Consider the following 19,285-nt stretch of genomic DNA (forward strand, 5'->3'; position numbering starts at 1 on the left):
TAATCGTGCAGGTTTGTCGAATTTTCTTTACACTTAGATCCCCCGCTCAGTCCCCTAAACTCTCCCCTGTCAAAATTTCAAACAAACGGGCAGATTCAGCCTTTGGTAACTGCGCATACTCTCGAATCCCCTGCATCACTTCCAGCTTATCCTTCTTCGGACTGATCCAGACCTGGTGCAGCACGGGCTTGGCATCGATATTCGGATTTTTAAATTTGTAAATAAACCGATAGTCAGGAGGATGGACGAAGTCTACTTGTGCTTCCTTCCAATGGGTATCATGAAGGATTCCCCTTACCTCTTCCACCTGCTTTGTATCCGTGACCGTGTTAAACTCTTCATATTGATCCTCATCTCCGACCTGCTTCTCGACGACGATGTTTTGTTTTTCATTTCCTGCAATATCAGTTGTGCAGGCTCCTAGCACAAGGATTAAAATAAGCGGAATAAATATTATGCATCCACGCCTCAACATATAGAGGTCTCCCCTTTTTCAATTTTACCTACAGAATTCACAGTGTCTTTCCCCACTCACAATTTCCTTCATTCTCCCAAGAAACAATATACTTGTTCCACTCCTTGGTGACGGAGATGATTTCAACCGTGTTGCCATGGTGCTTCATGACGATGGCTTTTGCCTGTTCTTCCGTCAGGTCCGAATTGATGCCTTGGCAGCCGCCGACCAATAATAAACTTGCGACCATGAAGGAAGTCCTCTTCAACTCTACTCCTCCCCTTGAGGCAGAATGGCATCATACAATTCCACCCGTACATCAGAAGGGTCCCCAGGCTGGTTTTCTTTTTGATAGATTTCAAGATTCCAGCTCTTGGTGGAACGGGTATACCCGTTTTCATGGATCCACTGGTGCAGCTGCTCGTAGCTCTGCCGTATGTCATGATTGGGTCCCTGGTGAAGGATCGTTCCATATGTACTGGCAGGGATGGTCAAGGTGGTCATGTCTGCTGGAATGTCTCCATACTCACTTACCTGCAATCCGATCCAGTAACCGTCTTCTTCCGGGGATGATTCTTCTACGATAAAGGCGCCGATCTGCTGGTCCGGTTGCAACACGTTTTGGATTTCACCCTTTCTCTCTTGTAACCTCACCGCCGCTTTCGGGATTTCCTGCACGTATTCGTCACCGGGGCACACGACCCTGAGCCCCACTAATTTCACTTCTCCAACGCTTTTCAATTCTGCCATGATTTACGACTCCTCTACCCAATCTTTAAAATTCCCCCGAATAAAAGCGATATCCTTCTGATAATGTTCCACATGCCCTTCTTCTATCATCTTTTGAAAAGCAGGATCGCCTTCCCGTGCTTTCCGGTGGATGGTTTGACATATTGCTTCCAATCGGCGAAGGACCATCTGAAGATCCTCCATTCCAAAATCAATACCATACGATTCAAAGAACCGTTTCACCCGCTCTTTGATCCTCGCTGCATCCCGTTCCCGGTCGTAATGCATAGCGTCACCCGCCTCTGAATAACGGACACGGCTCAAAGGTACACAGGTGTACAATGTATATGCGATGTCCCACCGTCTTGGACCGGGCCCCGCCACGTCGAAATCGATGATCCCTACAGGATGCTGTTTGTTAAAGATAATGTTGTATATAGCAAAGTCATTGTGGCATAGCACTTCAAATGGCTCTGGTGTGAGATCGATTGGTTCCCAGCCGTCGTCGATGGGGAAATCGCTCACGTCGTCATGAAAGTTCCTGAGCATCTTCGCAATACCCCTAAGTACCTCATCTGACCACATGTATTCCTTTAACGGATAATTCCCGGCTTCCCCTTCAATAAAGGATAAGATTTCCCTGTCTTTCTCATCGATGCCGAGAAACGCCGGCGAGTGCAGGAATCCTTTCTTTTCGAGATGGTTCAGAAGCTTGTGAATCCTGGCACTCTCAGGCTTCAGTTTCCGACGAACAGTATCTCCGGATCGGTAGACGGTCGAGACATTCCCGCCGGTTAGTTTTTCTTCGTGTGACATAAGCTACCTCCATGAAACCAGTTTAATCCTACAATCCCAATTATTTCAAAACTCAGACCATTTCACAATCCCCTACTCACTTCAACGAAAAAAACCTCTCGTTTTCACAAGAGGGTCAGGTTTTCTGCGGTAAGAGGAGCGTCACGGTCGTTCCCCAGCCTACTTTACTTTTCACGGACATTTCTCCGTTGTAGTCATTCATGAGCTTGAAGCAGATGGTGAGGCCGATGCCGGTCCCTTTGTCTTTATTGGTAAAGTAAGGTTCCCCGATCCGGGCCAGGCGTTTTTTGGAAATGCCTTTGCCGTTATCGATGATGCGGACACGGATGCACTGGTTCGACTGATCTAGCTTGATTTTAATCTTGCCTTTTTCCTCGACGGCTTCGAGGCTATTCTTGATCGTATTGAGGAGCACTTGTTTAAAATGAGATTCATGAAAGGCAACTTGCGTGTCAGACGGGAGCGAACTCGACAAGTAGATCCTCTTGTTCTGCTCCGCGGCAACGGCGTCGAACAGGATCCTGACATGGTTGACTTCATGATGGATATTAAGCTGCATGTCTTCTTCGCGGAGGTGGGCATTGTCATTCGCTTCGGGCCTTGAGAGCAGCAATAGCTCCTTCAACACTTCATTTACCCGATCGATTTCTTCGAGCATGATCCCTTCATACTGACTTTCCACGTTTTTTTCTTTCATAAGTTGGATGAATCCCCTCACCGTTGTCAGCGGATTTCGGATTTCATGTGCAATGCTTGCGGCGAGTTCCCCGATGACCTTACTTTTTTCAGTCGAGAGGAGAAGCTGTTCATTCTGCTTCTGATTGGTGAAGTCGATTCCATAAAAGAGGGTGTACAGTTCCTTGTCATGATAGTGCAAGGTCGTGGTGCCCCATTGGATATAATGGACTTCCCCGTTGATGCGGGTCAGCTTCTGCAATTCACCGCGAGTGATTTTCAACTGGTACGTTTTGAGGAAGGTGGAAAATGTCATGCCCATCATCTGTTCTCCGGATATCAACAATAAGGCACAAATGGAATGATTGATCTTTACGATCCGATTCTCTTTATCCAAAACAACCAGATAGTTCGGGTTGATATTCATGATCTCTTCCAACAGATTGCTTTGTTTCACGAGATTGTCATTCGCCACATTCAGCTGTTCCGATTGCATTCGGAAGAAGCCGAGAAACAGGAGGATAGCGACAAGGATGGAATTGAAGCTTGAGAAATATAAAGGCAGCACACCAAAACCGCTGATGACCCCGTTTAAGAAAACAAAGAAGGAGCCAAACACAAGCTTCGAATAAAAAAGACGGAAAAAAGAGTCATGCAACTTTAATGTAAGCCCAAGAAGGAAAAACGTGTGAACAAACACCAATAGCACATTAATGATAAAAGTAGAGTTAAGCATCCCATACACGGGAATGAAATGAGAAGGGGCGAACGCCGTTTCTGGAACAAGCGCATACGAGGTGACTCCGATCTTGGTGAAATTTATCCCGTATACAATGAGACTGAATCCAACAAGGAACAGGAGCGCCGCTTTATTAAAGAACAGGTGATATTTCCTTAATTCATCATGCCTTTCTACAAGATAGTATGCAAAATAGTACATGACCGGCATGATCAGAATCGGGCCGATCCGGAAGATCCTGAATGCATGATCGATCAATTCTGGAGAAAAATAGTCATTGGCATATAAAAAAGCAATATCAATCTGCCATAAACATAATAGGAATAAAAATAAGGATAGAGCTTTGCTTAAGGTGGATTTTGAATAGAACAATAGCGACCCTGATATGATGACAGGAATGAATGAAATAGCGACTAACAGAACAAACTCCATTAACCTCTCCCCTTTTGCTATGATCATGCAGCTGTTGATGCCCTTGTGAGGTGATCTCGTTATGCTTCTCGAGACGGATTTTTGCCCCGGGAGAAGCCAAGGGATGCTTTCTTATCTATATCGGATTCCGTGCGATCTTGTTGAACGATTTTATGAAGCCTTCCCTGAAATTTTTTTGGCCCATATGACGTTTTGAAGAAGTCGCTTCCATTATTCAGGTGGGTGCATTGAATCCACAACTTCTATTTTACTGAGAAACGAAAGAAAACTATATATATTTTCCTAGTATCCCGAACGTTACTTTATGGTAAATTAGGATTACTTTTGGAAAAATTATATAAAAATCCCGCTTCCATAGAGAGAAGCGGGATAGTTTGAAGAGGATGGCTGGATGTGGATGAGATTTTTTCGATAAACGGCTTATATAGTAGAATTGTGGATCATTTCTTCCTTTCTTTTAAAAGCGAGCCGGCAACTGCCGCGATAACATCACCAATCGCCATCAATATCGCAATCATCAACCCACCCTTTCATCAGTTCTTGTCTTTTTCTTAACAAAAGGGCTGATAGCCGTTCCGATCGAAAGTCCAAGAAACGCAGCAATGGCATAGAAACCGATTGCCATCCCATCCCAGCCGCCTACCATGAATATACTGTAAAGAATGGTTCCTAAACAGACAAATCCCAATAGTGCAGACACACTCAATACGATATGATTACGGGTATACCTGGCCATCACCACAATCAGGCAAGCTGAAATGAAAAAAAGCACAATGATTGGAAGCCACCCCTCTAACATTAACATGTTGCCACCCCCTATTAAGTCCCTCTGTTAAACCACCAAAAGAAAAAGAGAATCACGGCCATAATAAACCCAAGTAGGGCAATCACATGTTTTCTTTCCGTTTTTTTCTTACCGGAATTAGCGGCAACGATACCGCCGATCAATGGTAAGGAAATGGCGACCCACATCCACAAACTCATCTAACTTGCTTCCATGAATGAAAGGATCTTGTCTTTCAAGCCATCATTGCTTGTATAGAGAATATACGTTTCAGAACGGGTCTTGATGACGACTCTGTCTGTGTGGCCATATGGCAGACCGATTCGGATGGCCTTCTTATCTTCACCACCATATGTATCATCCATCGTTACGTCTTTGATCTCTGAAAGAGGGATGTCTATTTGGCTTAACTGCCATTTGATACGCAGGTTCTCATTGTTCCTCAATACCTTCACTTCCATTCTAATCACTCCTATCTATATCAATATCTACGAGATAAGAATACAGAAAGTTTCAAATTTCTTCCTATTTTGAACTTGACGTCTCTTTCTTCCTTTTGTTTTCAGGTTGCTTTAACCAGTAACGAACCCCTTTTCCAGCCAGCGGTTCGTCATTGTATCTCGGAATCACGTGCAGGTGGCAGTGGAAAATGAACTGATTGGACACCTCACCGACATTCCAGCCAAGCGTATAGCCGTCTGGTGAATACGTTTCATCTAAGTATGTCTTTGCCTTTTGTAATAATTCGTATGTATCGTTCCACTCTTTCTCTGTTAACTCGAATGCATTTGCGTGATGACTTTTCGGCACAATCACGCCGGACCCTTCCAGTACATCCTGGTGCTTGTTATGCTGCAGGAAATAGCAGGAGTCATTTTTGAATACGATGTTTTGGTCTTTGTCCTTTTCCGGATGACAGAATGGACAGGTTTTTTGATTGGTCATGTGTTTTCTCCTTTCTCACTATCAGTTCTTATCGCAACGCCTTACCAGAGACAATATGCCAGTGCAGATGCTTGGAATCCTGATAGTCTCCCATATTTGTGATGACTTTACACGCACCATGCTCATTTGTAACCATTCGTGCAACCTTTTTAATGACGCTTAATAGTTCAATCAATAATTCGTCATCTTCTTCTTCAAGTGTAAGGAGTGAAGGAATATGTTTTTTTGGAATCGCTACAATATGGACAGGATAAAAGGGCCTTGTGTGATGGTAGGCGAGTACATTGTCTGTTTCAAGCACCTTATTCACTTCGGTTCTTCCGCTTAACACTTCATCACAATAAAAATCATTCGACATGGTTTGACCTCCCGGATACGGTTTCTCTTCCAATTATTTCAAACCTCCCTCCCTTTGACAATCACAAAATCCCATAAGGATGCCGTTTTGGTTCACTGTTCATTTTTGCAAAAACAGCCCATACAAACTCTACACAGTGAAACCCCTTTCATTACTGGTTAAATGCCTATATACTAGACTCATAAGATGATCATCTACTAAACAAGAATATAAATATGCAAAATTAATCAGAGGAGGATCCTCATGGTATTGGATAAAAGACGTGCACACTTATTATCCATCATTCAACATTCGCCCGACCCGGTCCCGACGAAGGAACTTGTCGCGAAGATGAACTTGTCTCAGCGGACCATTTATTACGATCTTGATCAGATCAACAACTGGTTGAGGACGGAAGGGTTGGAACCGATTGAAAGTCAGCATGGGAAGGGGTTGTATTTGCCCCCTGATTCGAAATCGAAGTTGATGATTTCGAAGGATCAGAGTTTTGAAGATTGGCAGTATCAGTTATCGAAAGAAGAGCGCGAAGTCCTCATTAAAGCATCCATCCTGTTGGAAGAACAAGATGCCTCGATGCAGCGGTTCATGGATTTGACGAGCATGAGCCGGGGGACGATCGCGAAGGTGATTAAAGACATCAAGCAGGAATTTCACGAAGCAGGTTTGCACTTGTACTATAAAAAAGGATCTGGCTACAGGTTGAAAGGTCCCGAGGACGCAAAGCGAACGATGCTTTCCACAATCCTCGCCACCATCTTTTCGCACCACGATTGGCAGAATGTCCGGAATGAGGTTCATAGGATGATCCAGCCGGAAGCCGATACGTGGTCACAGGATACGGAGCAAAGACGCCTCGTGAGGGAAATTCTTTATGAAGCGGAAAAGGAATTGGGATTGACGCTGACAGATGAAATGGTCGAGATTCTTTCCCTGCAGATCCTGATGATCATGAAGCGGATCGAATTACACAAGTACATTTCGGTCCCGGAAGAAGAAAAAGAAGTCCTGAAGCAGACAGAAGCCTACAGGGCAGCACTTCATATCACCAATAAACTAGATGTTGCTTTCCCGGATGATGAGGTTTGCTTCATTACGATGAACCTGCTCGGATCCAAGGTCCAACAGGATAACTTCAACCGCTATACGGAACAGGAACTATCCGGGCTCAAGGAAGTCGTTCAACGGATGATCCATGATTTCCAGCTTTACTCCTGTGTTGTATTCGATGACAAACAGGGACTTGAGGAAAACCTTATCTCCCATATTAAGCCGACGTTTTACCGGCTCAAGTACGGGCTCTCGATCGCGAATGACCTGTCCGGCAGTATTCAAACGACGTACCCCGATATCTTTCACCTGACGAAGCGGGTCATGAAACACCTGGAACTGTATGTCGGAAAATCCGTACCGGATGAAGAAGCAGCCTATATCACTCTTCATTTCGGAGGGTGGTTGACGAAAGAGCAGAAGAAGGTCGAAACCAAGTTCAAGGCACTCATCGTGTGTGAAAACGGGATTGGGACTTCGAACATGCTCAGGACACAGCTCGAGAACCTGATCGCCGGGTTGAATGTCATCACGACGCTCTCCATGAGGGACTATCGAACGAACGAGTACGAGGCGGATATTATTTTTTCCACCAATTATATAAAAGAAAAAGACATTCCCGTCATCCATGTGCCCGCCATACTGACGAACTTGGAAAAGGAACGGGTCATGCAGCGGATGAACGAGCTTTTCGACTCGAAGCCGACCGAAAAGAACCGGACCGACCTTCTGATGGACGTGATCAAACGGTACGCAACCATCCATCAGGAAAACGCATTAAAAAAAGAACTGGTCCAGCTTTTAGAACAAACTACTCCCACGATAAAGGAGCTCAGAAAGCCTATGCTTAATGAATTACTGACAGAACAGACGATCCAGCTGAAAGAACGTGTCGCGGATTGGGAGGAAGCCATCAAGGTGGCGAGTGAGCCCCTTGTCGAACAGCAATCGATCCGACCGGATTATGTGGAAGCGATGATCACGAACGTGAAGGAATTGGGTCCTTATATCGTCATCGCACCAAATATCGCGATCCCCCACGCACGTCCTGAAACAGGTGTCGAACAGCTGGGGATGAGCTTCCTGCGACTCGAGGAACCGGTTTATTTTTCCGAAAAAGAAAAGCATCGCGCCCAGCTCATCATCGTGCTTGCGGCAATCGATAATCAAACACACTTAAAGGCACTCGCACAGCTAACAGAACTATTATCAAATGAAGGCAACGTAGAAAAGTTGATCGCAGCAAGTGATCAAGAAACCGTCATTAAATTAATCAATCAAACAGTAGAAGTATAAATCTGAGGAGGAAATGAAAATGAAAAAAGTATTAGTCGTATGTGGAAATGGATTAGGAAGCAGCATGATCGTAGAAATGAACGTAAAGGCAGCACTGAAGGATATGGGGAAAGAAGCAGAAGTTTCCCACACGGATCTGACAACAGCCAAGACGGAACAGGCGGACCTTTTCCTGGGCTCTGAAGATATCGTCGAAAGCCTGGAAGACGGCCGTAAGAATGTCGTGAAGTTAAGAAACCTGATGGATAAGAACGAATTGCGTGCAGCATTGGAACAAAACATCTAGACCATTTTTTAAAAAAGAAGGAGCGATATAAATGATAGATATCATAATGAAGGATATACTCGGTACACCTGCGATCCTTGTCGGTCTATTCGCCTTAATCGGGCTCCTCATCCAGCGCAAGAATTCAGGGGATGTCGTGTCCGGAACACTGAAAACGGTCATGGGCTTCGTCATCCTCGGGGCGGGTGCGAATGTACTCGTCCAGTCCCTTGGGCAATTCAGCAGCATGTTCAATCACGCTTTCGAAGTCGACGGCGTGATCCCGAACAACGAAGCGATCGTAGCTCTTGCACAGGAAAGCTTTGGAACAGAAACAGCGATGATTATGCTGTTCGGTATGGTTGTCAATATTCTTATTGCACGATTCAGTCCTTTTAAATACATCTTCTTAACCGGACATCATACCATGTTCATGGCCTGCATGATCGCCGTCATCCTGACGACCGGAGGATTTACGGGAGTACCGCTGATCGTTCTTGGTTCGATCATCCTTGGGGCACTGATGGTCTTGTCTCCTGCGATGCTTCAGCCGTTCACTCGCAAAGTCACCGGTTCCGATGATTTTGCCGTCGGTCACTTCGGATCGATCGGGTATTTAGTGTCAGCGATGGTCGGGAAAGCCGTTGGAAAAGGAAGCAAATCGACAGAAGAAATCAAAGTGCCAAAATCACTAGGATTCCTTCGTGATACATCTGTCTCCGTTTCCCTGACGATGGTCATCCTGTTCTTCGTCGTAGCAGGCGCAGCAGGTCCAGCTTTCGTCGAAGGAGAATTAAGCGGGGGACAGAACTTCCTGGTCTTCGCCTTTATGCAGGGGATTACATTTGCCGTCGGTGTGTACATCATTTTAGCAGGGGTGCGCATGCTCCTTGGTGAAATCGTTCCGGCCTTCAAAGGGATCGCGGACAAAGTCGTCCCGAATGCGAAACCCGCCCTTGATTGCCCGGCCATCTTCCCATTCGCAGGGAACGCCGTCATCATCGGATTTCTATTCAGCTTCATCGCCGGACTCGTGAGCATGCTCTTCCTTCCACTACTGGGATTGAAGGTCATCGTTCCGGGACTTGTCCCTCACTTCTTCACAGGGGCAGCAGCCGGAGTATTCGGAAATGCCACCGGCGGACGCCGCGGTGCCGTCATCGGTTCCATGGCGAACGGGGTCATGATCAGCTTCCTGCCAGCACTCTTGTTACCAGTACTAAGCTCATTAGGATTCCAAGGAACCACGTTTGGAGATGCAGACTTCGGTTTAGTCGGTATCGTTCTTGGTAACCTTGTGAAATTGATCGAATCCAATATGATGGTATTTGTTTCAATCATTATCCTTCTGGCCGTCCTGTTCTTTATCAGTTATAAGGCTAAAGGGACTGGGGAGAAGAAAGAAACAGAAGTAGCATAAAATGAAAGTAGCCACCCTCTAAGTTTGTTGGAGGGTGGCTACTTTTTTTGTTTCATCTTCCATTACGATGCAGATGCGGACAGGATTCAGTAATAAACATTATTAAAGGATGAACTTAATACATATCCTTCTGAGTAAAATTCCAAAACGCAACGGCAAGGCAAGCGACAGTCCATACTCCAAGTACTGTTAATGAAAACGGCAGTGACATCCCTTCGATTGGCGGAGCTTGACCTTCTAAGTAATTGATCAGATCAAAATTCAAATTCACCAAATACTTTGAGCTCGTCCAGCTTGAACCGATGGAAGATAAAAGGGTGCCTGCAATCAACACAGCCATCATCGCCCCGATACCAGTAGCTGTATTTTTCACAAGGACTGAAATCATCAGGCTTATGGTTGCAACAGTCGCTGTAACGACCCATGCAAGACCCGCTGACATCAGCAAGTATTCCCACATCGGGAGGGTATGGATAGATGTCGTCGTTAATTCACCTGATGGAGAAACTTGAAAGCCCGTCAGAATAGGTGCCGTCCAGCCATCATACCCGAGGACAATCCCTGAAATCCCATAGCAGACAACTACAGTAGCTGCTATCAGCATCGATGTATACAGTAAAACCGTCAGCCATTTAGCCATCAGGATCTTCCATCGTTTGATCGGTCGGGATAATAATGTCTTGATGGTCCCATCATTGTATTCCCCACTCACAACATCAGCCATCATGATAATGATGAGTAAAGGCAGGACCAGTGTGAGTCCCTGCGAGAAAAAAATGCGGATAAATGTAGGTGCTCCAGGATAGTTCGGATTGATATTGTTGTCCAAGTAGTATTGCTTTTGCTTCAAATCCAATTCAAGGAATTGTCTGGCCTCATCCTGGATCCCACTGGATGCCAGCCGGTTTTGCCGATCGACGATCTCCTGCTGCAGTTCCACTCGCCAGTCCAGCGTACCCTGCTTTTCAATCTTCTCTTGTATCTCCCGGTATTGTGCATAAGTAAACATAGAGACTAGAATGATTAATATGGCGATGACAACCGCAAAGCGTTTTTTGGAAGCAATTTTCATGACTTCATTATGAATCAGACCAATCATATTTGGATTAGACAATATGATCGCCTCCTGTCAAACGAATAAATAAGTCCTCCAATGTCTGGACCTTCCTTTCAATTGTCCATACCTCCATTCCCGACTGCAGTAAAGATTCATTCAGGATCGACGTTTTGCTTTCATCCATAAGAGTATGGATCGTATGATCATCGTACAGTTCTGCAGCCTGGACATATGGAGATGCTTTAAAGAGATCAAGTGCACGAAAAGCATCATTGACTCTCCAGTCCACACCTGATGACAATGCATCCACTAAATCACTTACCTTGCCTACCTTCACGATTCTCCCACGGCTCATAATCGCCACTCGATTGGCTAGCATTTCAATTTCACTTAATATATGACTGGATACGAGAACGGAAAGGCCGGTTTCGTCGACCAGTTTCCTGATAAATGTACGAAGATCCTTTATTCCCATTGGATCCAACCCGTTCGTAGGTTCATCCAAAATTAGCACATCCGGCCGGCCTAACAATGCTTGTGCAATCCCAAGCCTCTGACGCATCCCCAGTGAATAGGTCTGTACCTGGTCATCAATTCGCGCAGTCAGATCAACCAGATCAATGACCTCTTGTATTCGTTCACTGTCCACCTCAGGCAGCATCCGTGCAAATAGTTGCAGATTTTCCCGACCGGTCAAATACTTATATAACTCTGGATTTTCAACAATCGAACCAAGGCGCTGCATCGCCTGTACAAATTGCTTTCTCACATTAAAGTCACAGATTTTGATGACTCCTGATGTTGGCTTGATCAGACCGACGAGCATCCGAATCGTAGTCGTTTTTCCAGCACCATTGGGACCAAGGAACCCAAATACTTCTCCTGGATATATGTCAAATGATATATTATCAATAATCTTCTTTTTCCCTATTACTTTCGTTACATTTTTCAATTGAACAGTTGGCTTTATGCTCATATCATCACCCTACATCTATTCTAACGAACTTTTTTCTCAATTGCTCTTATAAATACTCAGCATGAGTAAAAGTTGGTACAATCATAATAGAAGGAGAGATTAAGAGATGAAAAAGTGGATGTGGCAACTATTTATCACCCTTTCCCTTGCACTGACCGTCCTATTTGGATATGGATTTGTAAGAGCCTATTCGGATATCGCCAACCCTCCCGAAGAGAAGATAGTAGCAGAATCAGAAGAAGCTCCCGCTACTCCTGGAGAAACGTATATTGCACTTGGCGACTCATTGACAAGGGGGGTAGGATCTTCAAAAGGAGAAGGTTTTGTCCCGCTGGTTGGAGATTCACTTAAAGAAACCAATACGGTGGAGCGCTACCAAAACTTAGGTATACGTGGTGCCAGGATTGAAGATTTACTGGCCCAGTTAGAACAAAAGGATGTCAGGCGATCTCTTAAGAACGCCAAAATCATATCCATCACGATTGGGGGAAATAACCTCTTTAATTCCGGTGAGATTTTAAACAATTATTCAGAAGATGCCGCCCTTGGCATTCTGAAAACTGAAATTCCTAACTTGGAAAGAACGTTTGAAACCATTCGTGACATAAATAAGGATGCCGTCATCCTCTATATGGGACTATATAATCCCTTTAAGGAATTACCGGACGGGGAGTCCTTTGATTCTGTCATCCAAAAATGGAATGAATCTGCCCGCACATTAGGCTTAAAATACGACGTTCAAGTGGTGGATACCTTCAATTTGGTAACAGATGCCAAACGCGATCTTTCAAGTGACAACTTCCATCCAAATGATGCTACTTATCAGCAAATAGCTGATAGCCTATCACTTGTCATTGAAAAAAATGTTATAGAATGATCAGAGAAATGGTGAATACTTGAAGCCTCATGAGCGGATTTTGTATCCGATAAGGAATGATGAAACACTTTGAAGACCTTATTTTCAACATACTTTTGCAGTATTTCCTATAGCCATTGTAAAGCCACGTGGACAGGTAACGTTGCTTTTTGTGTACCAAAGGACCTGTACCCATGGGGTTTCGCAAAAGGGCAGAACCAGCCATCCGTGTTTGTTGCGGGTGGCTGTTTTTCGTTACGAGCCCAGAGGATAGCTCGAAGTTTTATTCAGTAAAATCCATTCTCCAAATGATGTTTTTGGTGTAATCTAGTGGATGTACCTTTTTTTGTCAAACCCTTACTTATTGTACCCTGAATCTATTTATTGAGGTCTGTAAGTAGTCAAAGCAAATAAAAAAAGAAAATAAATTGTAACGAATGAACATTTTTTTGGAGAAATAGATGATTAGACTTTTAAAAACAGATCGGAAAGGAGGTTACATGTGGATAAAGAGAGAGTTTATCAAGAATACGCAGACTTTATTTTCAGATATTTAGTGACCCTGACAAACGACCATCAAGCTGCTGAGGAGTTGACTCAAGAGACATTTTATCAGGCCATTAAGTCCATCGATCGTTTTCAAGAAAACGGAAAAGCGAAATTTTCAACGTGGCTCTGTTCAATCGCTAAAAATGTTTGGCTACAAGAGGGAAATCGCGAAAATAAGAAGCACTTGTTAGTGGAATCACTAGGCGATGAACCTGCTCCCGTTAACAGTTTGGAAGAACAATATATTCAAAATGAGGACAAAATCCAATTTTTTAAGCAGGCACAACAACTTAGCGAGAAAAAGCGTGAAATCCTTTATCTTAGGTTATTGGGAAATTTATCATTCAAAGACATTGGTTCTATTTTTGGAGAATCAGAAAACTGGGCCAGAGTCACATTTTACCGTGCCAAACAACAAATAAGAAAGGGTGATAAAAGGTATGAATCATGATGTTTTTAAAGATTTAGTTCCGAGCTATATTGAACATTTAACGAGTGAAGAGACCAATAGACAAATGGAAGTACATATGGAGCAGTGTAAAAACTGTCGAGAATACTTACATGAAATGCAAGAAGAATGGTTGTCGGAAAACGTACATGAACAGGCTAAAGAGGATAAAAATATCGACTACTTAAAAAAAGTAAGATCAAAGAACAGAAAAAAAATACTCACTATTGTCACCTCGTTGCTATCCCTATTCCTCATTTTGATCCTCGGCTATTACCTACTCTTCATCAGAATGTGGATAGCAGATGCAAACGATGTTCAAACAACAATTCAAAATCAAGGGAACACGGTTACTCTGTCATTTAAATCAAAACAAGACAATCGACATCTGTTAATTAGAAAAGAACAGCTGAATCGGGACTTTACTGACTGGATGGTCATCTATGAGAAGCGGGAAGATTTATCAACACCAGAAAACCTAAAGGATGAGATCAACATCACGTATACTTTCTTGGATGAAAACACGTTACTACTGGATAATGGGAAAGAAAAAAAACTGACTAACGATGACAAAATATCCATCCAATATAAAGACAGCACGAAAGAACTCTTAGTAAAAGATTTATACAATCCGGAAAATAAAAGACAATAGTATGAGTATAGTAGCCATGGGGACAGGTACCATGGCTTTTTATCAAATCTGTTGCACGATCTCTAATAGTCGCTTTGGATCTTCGGAAGAAACCCTCTCTGACAATCTGGCCGCGGCGATTATGGGTGCCCATTGGAAAATTTCATCTTTGCACAGACCGCTTTTCTCGCAATAAAGGCGCATGTACATATCAGCGAGGTCCTCTGAGACCCGGGAATACAGGAGATAGCTCCGATAGACGTCAGCTCGTCTATCCCCTGCACTGGAATCAACCCAGTCGATGATGGTGACGTTATTCTCTGACAGGATTAAGTTATATAAATGAAAATCTCCGTGGCAGAGCTTTTTTTCAAAGGTCATGGAATCTAGTTTTTTCAGTAAACGAGTCTTTACCCCATCTTCCAAATCAGGTGCAGATTCAATTTGGCGTCGCAGTTTTTCGGACATCGGTTCAATGGAATGAGCTGTGATCTGATGAATCTTCATTTGTACTTCAACGGACATGTTCATATAGTACTCTGCTTTTTCCATGTTGTCAGTTAGAAGGTCCCCTAGTGTTCTTCCTTTGATGTGTTCCATGATGATGACCTGTTTTCCGTCTGTTTTTGTGACATGAAATATTTCCGGTACAGGAAGCCCGCAAGAATGGGCATATTGTTGCTTTTTTGCTTCTTTTATGGATTCATAGGCTGGTAAGGAATCGTTAAAGACTTTGTAAATTTTTTTTTCATAGAGATAGACGTTGGCTGTGTTTCCGGTTGCGGTTGGAGTGCCCAGGTTCATTTTTTCTCCTCCTAGTGTGTATGTATTAATAGCATGAGTGCATCTTTATCATTTCTATAAAACAAAAGAACTTCTTTGCACAAGAAGTTCTTAACGTTAAGCTTTTGGCCTCTAAGGCTTATTCCAAAAAAACGTCGTCACCACAAATGGAAGAAGCAGACCGACCACTAATATGAGGCCATTTCCATAAAGGCCAATCTTTCTCTGGATTGTTTTTTCTCCGAACAAGCCTGCCACAAAACCTACGACTGCCGTGATGACCGCAGGCAGTAACAATGTATCTTTTCCTAACAGGGCTAAAAAATAGAATACTAGACCGATGAGAAATAAAATGAATGAACCCGTACCTAATGACTTTTTCAAATGGCACCCTCCCTTTCTCTTACCTACATATGTTTGAGCTTGTAAAATCATTCTATAATCAACAAGACTTCTTCTCATTGTGAAAGAACTCATTTGCAGATCATATATCACGGAACAACAAATTTAACAAAATAGAAATGACCAACCCTGATACAGCCACCATCATCACAGACAATCCTATACCCGTCATACTCAGACCAATCCATCCACCAAGCGCTATGCTGATGACCCAGCATGCAGCTGATAAAAGGATCAACACGACGAAAAGCTTCACATTCAAAAATGATGGTACCCTACTGTACTTCTGCAAAGTCTGTAAAACAACTCCAGCAACCGCCCCGATGAGTATCAACGAAAACACATCAAAGGTCATCTCGAATCCTCCCATCATTTCCTGTTTTTATCCATCCAGCCAACAGCGTAGTCCACTATCTGTCGCATGGGCATCAGAAAGCTCCTCGCTTCCCCGACCATACCCTCTTTCACAGCATCTGTTTCTCTATAAAAATCCTCAAACAATCGGTCAAAATCGTCTGACTCATTATTGATATCACGATACGTCGTCCACACTTCTTTCATGCCTTTTTTTATTTTGACGTCCCATATCTTTTCTTTCACAAACGAGTTGTTTTGCCTGTATTCTGCGAGGTGCAATGAGGTATTTGAATTCGTCGGGGCTCCAAGGAGGAGAATGTAGCCATCCAGTTCATATATCTTTCCTAATGGGGAGTGTTCATTCATGGAAAAGTCGAAACCATGTTCCTGCGTGATGCAGGCAGCATCTTTCCCCCAGGCAGCGAATGATGTATGTGGATGGGGACTCCGGTACACCCCATCTTGCTTTCTGAATGTCTCAGGAATGAAACCCATATAAGAGGTCGGGGTTAGATCAGGATGAAATGTCGGCATGTTTTCCCTAATGAGTTCCAGCTCTTCATCGCTATAGCCACTTCCATATTCCGTCGGGTCGCAAAGATGCTCGGTTTGGGACGGCATGACGATGGTTCCTTCTGTACCGACTGCCTCTTCCAGTGCCAGGATGACGGAAACCGGACCGCCTATGACTCTGCCGATTGATTTTAAGGATGAGTGGACGATGACGGTCATTCCCTTTGTAACGCCTATCCTCTTTAAATCTTTTACAATATGTTCTTTGGTGATGAGTCTTCCTTTTTTCATGGCTTTTTCACCCTTTTACTTGGTTTCACCTGATGCGTCCCTATGAAATAACTGCTGACACCAAGCATCATCCCACCACCGACACTTAATAACACACCCAGGTCTGGGATATATGTAGATAAATAGATTCCCAGCATAAAGAGTAGTAACCCTGTTATGAATAAAAGTGTACCTGTTTTCATGGTTGGTTCCTCCGATTGTTTTCTTGTATTCTTAGTTGATAATTCCAATTATTTCAAACAAGGCGTTATTTCACAATCATTTTTTGTATAATTTTACCTATACAAAAATTACAGTGACGATTCTGATACTACCGGTGCTTTGTTTTTCATAAAAAAAAACCCCATTTTCGGAAAAATGGGATCTGTATCTTACACGTTTTTCGCTTAAAATCCTTCTCTGATAGTGATTTCAAAAGATCTGAAGTAGAAATCCCCAGCCCTTGTTTGTACTGCTCTTCACTCTCTTTTGTCATACGTTCTAAATCTGGATTTTTCTTACTATCTTCTGAAATCGCTTGTTCACTCTCCTCTTGTAATACAAGAGTAAACTTCCCCTTACCCGGGATCGAGAATTGAACAACAGAGTTTTCACTATTCATGTTATCCATTTACTTCATAAGATCTTCTGAAGAATAAATCTTTCCCATACTATCAACGCCGTTTAAAATTTTCTTATATATATATTACCGTATACCTGGAATGCAAAGAATCCATTCTTGTATATCTCATCATCCCCTTAATTTTTCGGGCTCCATCCCAGCTACTTTCAACTTCGCGTAAGCCTCTTCCTCAATAATATCTTTAAATACCTGCAATGTTCCGTCAAAACCCACGTGCTTGCCCATCATGAAACTCATCCTATGTTCAATATCAAGCCAGGTAGAGATGTCTGCTTCGTTATGCTGGATCTGGGCTTCCAGTTTATCCAAGGCATTAGCAACTTTGGCTTCATACGTTTCTTTCTCTTCAAACTCATGCCAGAGATCGTATAGCTCTTCTCCTAAAGCATTTCCCTGCATATCCCGTATTCTCTCAATGGACTTCTTCTCATTGAATGCCTTCTGTTCCTTCACTGCTTGGTCATTCATCGTATCAAATGCCGGAATGTCTCCGGCTTCTGCTTCAACGAGATCATGAATGATGATCATTTTTAATAATTTCGCCGAATCCACTTTCTCTGTTAAATACGGTTCCATCAGCATGGCCATCAGGGAGACTCTCCACGTATGCTCGGCGACGCTTTCCTGTCTTCCGTTTGAAAGCCAGCTGTGCCTCATTTCAGTTTTCAGCTTTTCTCCTAGTTTGATGAGTTCCAATATGTTTAAAAGATTTGTTTTCATTTATATTTTCTCCTTCTTTAATCTCCGTTTCAGGCTGCGTATTTGTCCCCGGTGATTGATTTCGTCTTCCATGACGTGAAACCAGAGGTAGTAATGGTTATACGGTACACCATTCGGCCACTCATTCTCTTCGAACAACCATTCATCGTTTCTTTTTATGAGCTCTGCCAAGGTCTTCTCCCTGACGGCTGAGAGCTCGTTGATGTAGTACTGAATGGGATGTCCTTTTATAGTCTTCCCTGCTTCCTCACCGAGTTCCAGTGCGGCTTTCCATTTCTCCAACTCAACCTTGTTGATGTCCCGTCCTTCAAATGAAATAACCCCGTGAACAAACTCAATGGAAGCAATATGGAGGAGAAGTGATCCAATGGTATTCACATCGCCGTCTGCCCTCTTATCCAAGTCTTCTTCAGTGAGATCCTTGATTTCCTCCACTGTCACCGCCCGGCTATGTTCCAGCATTGAAACGAGTTCCCCCATCGTTTTTGTGTAACCACCGTTATTTTTTATACGATAATCAATCATATCCATTCCCCCTAACCAATCTATCCTGTATTTTACCAATTACCTCCATTTTTAACAGACTGATATTTTTAAGATAAGAGTGATACAATGGAATTAGATATAAAAAAAGAAGCTTATCTTAAGCTCCTTCAATCGGCAGGTAAACCGCCACTTCTTCCACGCCATCCTCCAATGGATGATACGTCTCCACAATATATGCTTCTGATTTTCGGTGATATCCCTGATCATCCATCCACTTGTTTAAATCTCTGTGAAGATTTCCAATATCGGTTCCTTTCATCGTCGCATAGTCTTCGTCCAATTCCATATAAATCATCCCGTCAGGAACATTAGTAAATGGTTCATCTACTTGGACGCCGACATAATAAATCCCATTGACATGAGCATGGTCCCTTTTCGGCTCATATAGAGCGATTTCCGGCCCAGTGACGGCTTTCACTTCGTGTAACCTTCTGAGAAACTCTTGCGCATGCTTTGGCACTTCCGTACTAAAATCACTAAAGGCCCCTTCCCCCTTTAATCCTATAAAACGAAATGTTTTTTTCAATTTGGCAATCATTCATATTCCTCCCCGCTTGTTCAATTTTACCATAAT

27 protein-coding genes are annotated in these 19,285 nt (G+C 43.3%); 6 read left to right on the forward strand and 21 right to left on the reverse strand.

Features of this window, described 5'->3' with window-relative positions; genetic code table 11:
* Positions 1–46 precede the first annotated feature (46 nt).
* From ACSQ2E_RS17910 to ACSQ2E_RS17955, 10 genes are all read right to left on the reverse strand, one after another.
* Positions 47–475, reverse strand: a complete 429-nt coding sequence (locus tag ACSQ2E_RS17910) for a hypothetical protein (protein WP_435992736.1) — start codon at positions 473–475, stop codon at positions 47–49.
* Positions 476–512: 37 nt separating this feature from the next.
* Positions 513–722, reverse strand: coding sequence for a hypothetical protein (locus ACSQ2E_RS17915; protein ID WP_435992738.1), 210 nt, complete (start codon positions 720–722; stop codon positions 513–515).
* Positions 723–724: 2 nt separating this feature from the next.
* A complete protein-coding gene (locus tag ACSQ2E_RS17920) occupies positions 725–1,204 on the reverse strand; it encodes a GyrI-like domain-containing protein (RefSeq protein ID WP_435992740.1) in 480 nt (159 codons plus the stop codon).
* A 3-nt stretch (positions 1,205–1,207) separates the two neighbouring features.
* The gene (locus ACSQ2E_RS17925) at positions 1,208–1,999 is read right to left on the reverse strand and encodes a phosphotransferase (RefSeq protein ID WP_435992742.1); all 792 of its coding nucleotides are present in this window, start codon (positions 1,997–1,999) and stop codon (positions 1,208–1,210) included.
* 115 nt (positions 2,000–2,114) lie between these two features.
* Complete coding sequence (locus ACSQ2E_RS17930; protein ID WP_435992744.1) at positions 2,115–3,845, reverse strand: ATP-binding protein; 1,731 nt, start codon at positions 3,843–3,845, stop codon at positions 2,115–2,117.
* Positions 3,846–4,362: 517 nt separating this feature from the next.
* A complete protein-coding gene (locus tag ACSQ2E_RS17935; protein WP_435992746.1) occupies positions 4,363–4,650 on the reverse strand; it encodes a YesK family protein in 288 nt (95 codons plus the stop codon).
* Between the two features lie 14 nt (positions 4,651–4,664).
* Positions 4,665–4,829: a hypothetical protein gene (locus ACSQ2E_RS17940; RefSeq protein WP_435992748.1), complete on the reverse strand. Its 165-nt coding sequence runs from the start codon at positions 4,827–4,829 to the stop codon at positions 4,665–4,667.
* On the reverse strand, positions 4,830–5,090 hold the full coding sequence (locus tag ACSQ2E_RS17945) for a SunI/YnzG family protein (protein ID WP_435992750.1): 261 nt from the start codon (positions 5,088–5,090) through the stop codon (positions 4,830–4,832).
* A gap of 64 nt (positions 5,091–5,154) precedes the next feature.
* A complete protein-coding gene (locus ACSQ2E_RS17950; protein ID WP_435992752.1) occupies positions 5,155–5,574 on the reverse strand; it encodes an HIT family protein in 420 nt (139 codons plus the stop codon).
* 28 nt (positions 5,575–5,602) lie between these two features.
* On the reverse strand, positions 5,603–5,932 hold the full coding sequence (locus tag ACSQ2E_RS17955) for an HIT domain-containing protein (protein WP_435992754.1): 330 nt from the start codon (positions 5,930–5,932) through the stop codon (positions 5,603–5,605).
* Between the two features lie 243 nt (positions 5,933–6,175).
* On the opposite strand from ACSQ2E_RS17955, the gene ACSQ2E_RS17960 reads away from it, so the two are divergent.
* From ACSQ2E_RS17960 to ACSQ2E_RS17970, 3 genes are read left to right on the forward strand one after another with little or no spacing between them, the layout of a single operon-like run.
* A complete protein-coding gene (locus tag ACSQ2E_RS17960) occupies positions 6,176–8,275 on the forward strand; it encodes a BglG family transcription antiterminator (protein ID WP_435992756.1) in 2,100 nt (699 codons plus the stop codon).
* Positions 8,276–8,294: 19 nt separating this feature from the next.
* Positions 8,295–8,561: a PTS sugar transporter subunit IIB gene (locus tag ACSQ2E_RS17965; RefSeq protein ID WP_060671682.1), complete on the forward strand. Its 267-nt coding sequence runs from the start codon at positions 8,295–8,297 to the stop codon at positions 8,559–8,561.
* 31 nt (positions 8,562–8,592) lie between these two features.
* The gene (locus tag ACSQ2E_RS17970) at positions 8,593–9,960 is read left to right on the forward strand and encodes a PTS ascorbate transporter subunit IIC (protein WP_435992758.1); all 1,368 of its coding nucleotides are present in this window, start codon (positions 8,593–8,595) and stop codon (positions 9,958–9,960) included.
* Between the two features lie 115 nt (positions 9,961–10,075).
* On the opposite strand, the gene ACSQ2E_RS17975 is transcribed toward ACSQ2E_RS17970, so the two are convergent.
* The gene (locus ACSQ2E_RS17975; protein WP_435992760.1) at positions 10,076–11,074 is read right to left on the reverse strand and encodes an ABC transporter permease; all 999 of its coding nucleotides are present in this window, start codon (positions 11,072–11,074) and stop codon (positions 10,076–10,078) included.
* Positions 11,067–11,993, reverse strand: a complete 927-nt coding sequence (locus ACSQ2E_RS17980; RefSeq protein WP_435992762.1) for an ABC transporter ATP-binding protein — start codon at positions 11,991–11,993, stop codon at positions 11,067–11,069. The genes ACSQ2E_RS17975 and ACSQ2E_RS17980 overlap by 8 nt, the downstream gene beginning before the upstream one ends.
* Positions 11,994–12,099: 106 nt before the next feature.
* Between ACSQ2E_RS17980 and ACSQ2E_RS17985 the strand changes: the two genes are divergently transcribed.
* The 3 genes from ACSQ2E_RS17985 (at position 12,100) to ACSQ2E_RS17995 (ending at position 14,498) form a co-directional block, all read left to right on the forward strand.
* Positions 12,100–12,870 carry an SGNH/GDSL hydrolase family protein gene (locus ACSQ2E_RS17985; protein WP_435992764.1) on the forward strand — a complete coding sequence of 257 codons (771 nt, stop codon included), beginning with the start codon at positions 12,100–12,102 and terminating at the stop codon, positions 12,868–12,870.
* Positions 12,871–13,351: 481 nt separating this feature from the next.
* On the forward strand, positions 13,352–13,849 hold the full coding sequence (locus ACSQ2E_RS17990) for an RNA polymerase sigma factor (RefSeq protein WP_435992766.1): 498 nt from the start codon (positions 13,352–13,354) through the stop codon (positions 13,847–13,849).
* Positions 13,839–14,498, forward strand: coding sequence for a zf-HC2 domain-containing protein (locus ACSQ2E_RS17995; RefSeq protein WP_435992768.1), 660 nt, complete (start codon positions 13,839–13,841; stop codon positions 14,496–14,498). Before ACSQ2E_RS17990 ends, ACSQ2E_RS17995 begins: the two co-directional genes overlap by 11 nt.
* Before the next feature lie 42 nt (positions 14,499–14,540).
* On the opposite strand, the gene ACSQ2E_RS18000 is transcribed toward ACSQ2E_RS17995, so the two are convergent.
* From ACSQ2E_RS18000 to ACSQ2E_RS18040, 9 genes are all read right to left on the reverse strand, one after another.
* Entirely contained in the window at positions 14,541–15,281 is a 741-nt protein-coding gene (locus ACSQ2E_RS18000) for a phosphotransferase family protein (protein ID WP_435992770.1), read from the reverse strand.
* Positions 15,282–15,392: 111 nt separating this feature from the next.
* Positions 15,393–15,644, reverse strand: coding sequence for a hypothetical protein (locus ACSQ2E_RS18005; RefSeq protein WP_435992772.1), 252 nt, complete (start codon positions 15,642–15,644; stop codon positions 15,393–15,395).
* Positions 15,645–15,744: 100 nt separating this feature from the next.
* On the reverse strand, positions 15,745–16,017 hold the full coding sequence (locus ACSQ2E_RS18010) for a hypothetical protein (RefSeq protein ID WP_435992774.1): 273 nt from the start codon (positions 16,015–16,017) through the stop codon (positions 15,745–15,747).
* A 14-nt stretch (positions 16,018–16,031) separates the two neighbouring features.
* On the reverse strand, positions 16,032–16,823 hold the full coding sequence (locus ACSQ2E_RS18015; protein ID WP_435992776.1) for an aminoglycoside N(3)-acetyltransferase: 792 nt from the start codon (positions 16,821–16,823) through the stop codon (positions 16,032–16,034).
* Positions 16,820–17,005, reverse strand: a complete 186-nt coding sequence (locus tag ACSQ2E_RS18020; protein ID WP_435992778.1) for a hypothetical protein — start codon at positions 17,003–17,005, stop codon at positions 16,820–16,822. Before ACSQ2E_RS18020 ends, ACSQ2E_RS18015 begins: the two co-directional genes overlap by 4 nt.
* A 146-nt stretch (positions 17,006–17,151) precedes the next feature.
* On the reverse strand, positions 17,152–17,433 hold the full coding sequence (locus ACSQ2E_RS18025) for a hypothetical protein (protein WP_435992782.1): 282 nt from the start codon (positions 17,431–17,433) through the stop codon (positions 17,152–17,154).
* Between the two features lie 120 nt (positions 17,434–17,553).
* Positions 17,554–18,165, reverse strand: coding sequence for an HD domain-containing protein (locus ACSQ2E_RS18030; RefSeq protein WP_435992784.1), 612 nt, complete (start codon positions 18,163–18,165; stop codon positions 17,554–17,556).
* Positions 18,166–18,690, reverse strand: coding sequence for a DinB family protein (locus ACSQ2E_RS18035; protein ID WP_435992786.1), 525 nt, complete (start codon positions 18,688–18,690; stop codon positions 18,166–18,168).
* 118 nt (positions 18,691–18,808) lie between these two features.
* Positions 18,809–19,249: a GyrI-like domain-containing protein gene (locus ACSQ2E_RS18040; protein WP_435992788.1), complete on the reverse strand. Its 441-nt coding sequence runs from the start codon at positions 19,247–19,249 to the stop codon at positions 18,809–18,811.
* Positions 19,250–19,285 lie beyond the last annotated feature (36 nt).

The sequence above is a fragment of the Rossellomorea sp. LjRoot5 genome, from assembly GCF_964253455.1.
GTDB lineage: Bacteria > Bacillota > Bacilli > Bacillales > Bacillaceae_B > Rossellomorea.